Source organism: Microvirga sp. HBU67558 (genome assembly GCF_018069605.1).
Lineage (GTDB): Bacteria > Pseudomonadota > Alphaproteobacteria > Rhizobiales > Beijerinckiaceae > Microvirga > Microvirga terrae.
Map to the genome: position 1 here is coordinate 1 of NZ_JAGPUP010000192.1, position 445 is coordinate 445.

The following is a 445-nucleotide window of genomic DNA, read 5'->3' on the forward strand; positions in this document are numbered from 1 at the left end:
CCCGGATCAAGAGCGCGACGTTCTTCACCACGCAGGTGGACTTCAAACAGGCCGGCGATCTGAAGGTCTTCTCGGACGAGGAGCAGATCCGGGCGATCGAGCGCGATATGGCCCAGCGCGGCTATCTCGACAGCAGCAAGATGGCCACAATCTTCAACCTGTTGCGCTCGAATGATCTGATCTGGCCCTACATCGTCAACGTCTACCAGAAGGGGCAGGAGCCGCTGCCCTTCGACCTGCTATACTGGAACTCTGACGCGACCCGAATGCCGGCCGCCAACCACAGCTTCTATCTGCGGCGCTGCTATCTGCAGAACGATCTGGCGGAGGGCCGAATGGAGTTCAGCGGCACCCAGCTCGATCTCTCCCGCATCGCGATCCCGGTCTTCCACTTGGCCGCCCGCGAGGACCATATTGCACCACCGCACTCGGTGTTTTCCGGGGC

1 pseudogene is annotated in these 445 nt (G+C 61.3%); it reads left to right on the forward strand.

Annotated features, from left to right (window positions below):
• A pseudogene (locus KBI52_RS00785) lies at positions 1 to 445 on the forward strand (class I poly(R)-hydroxyalkanoic acid synthase); the annotation flags it as partial.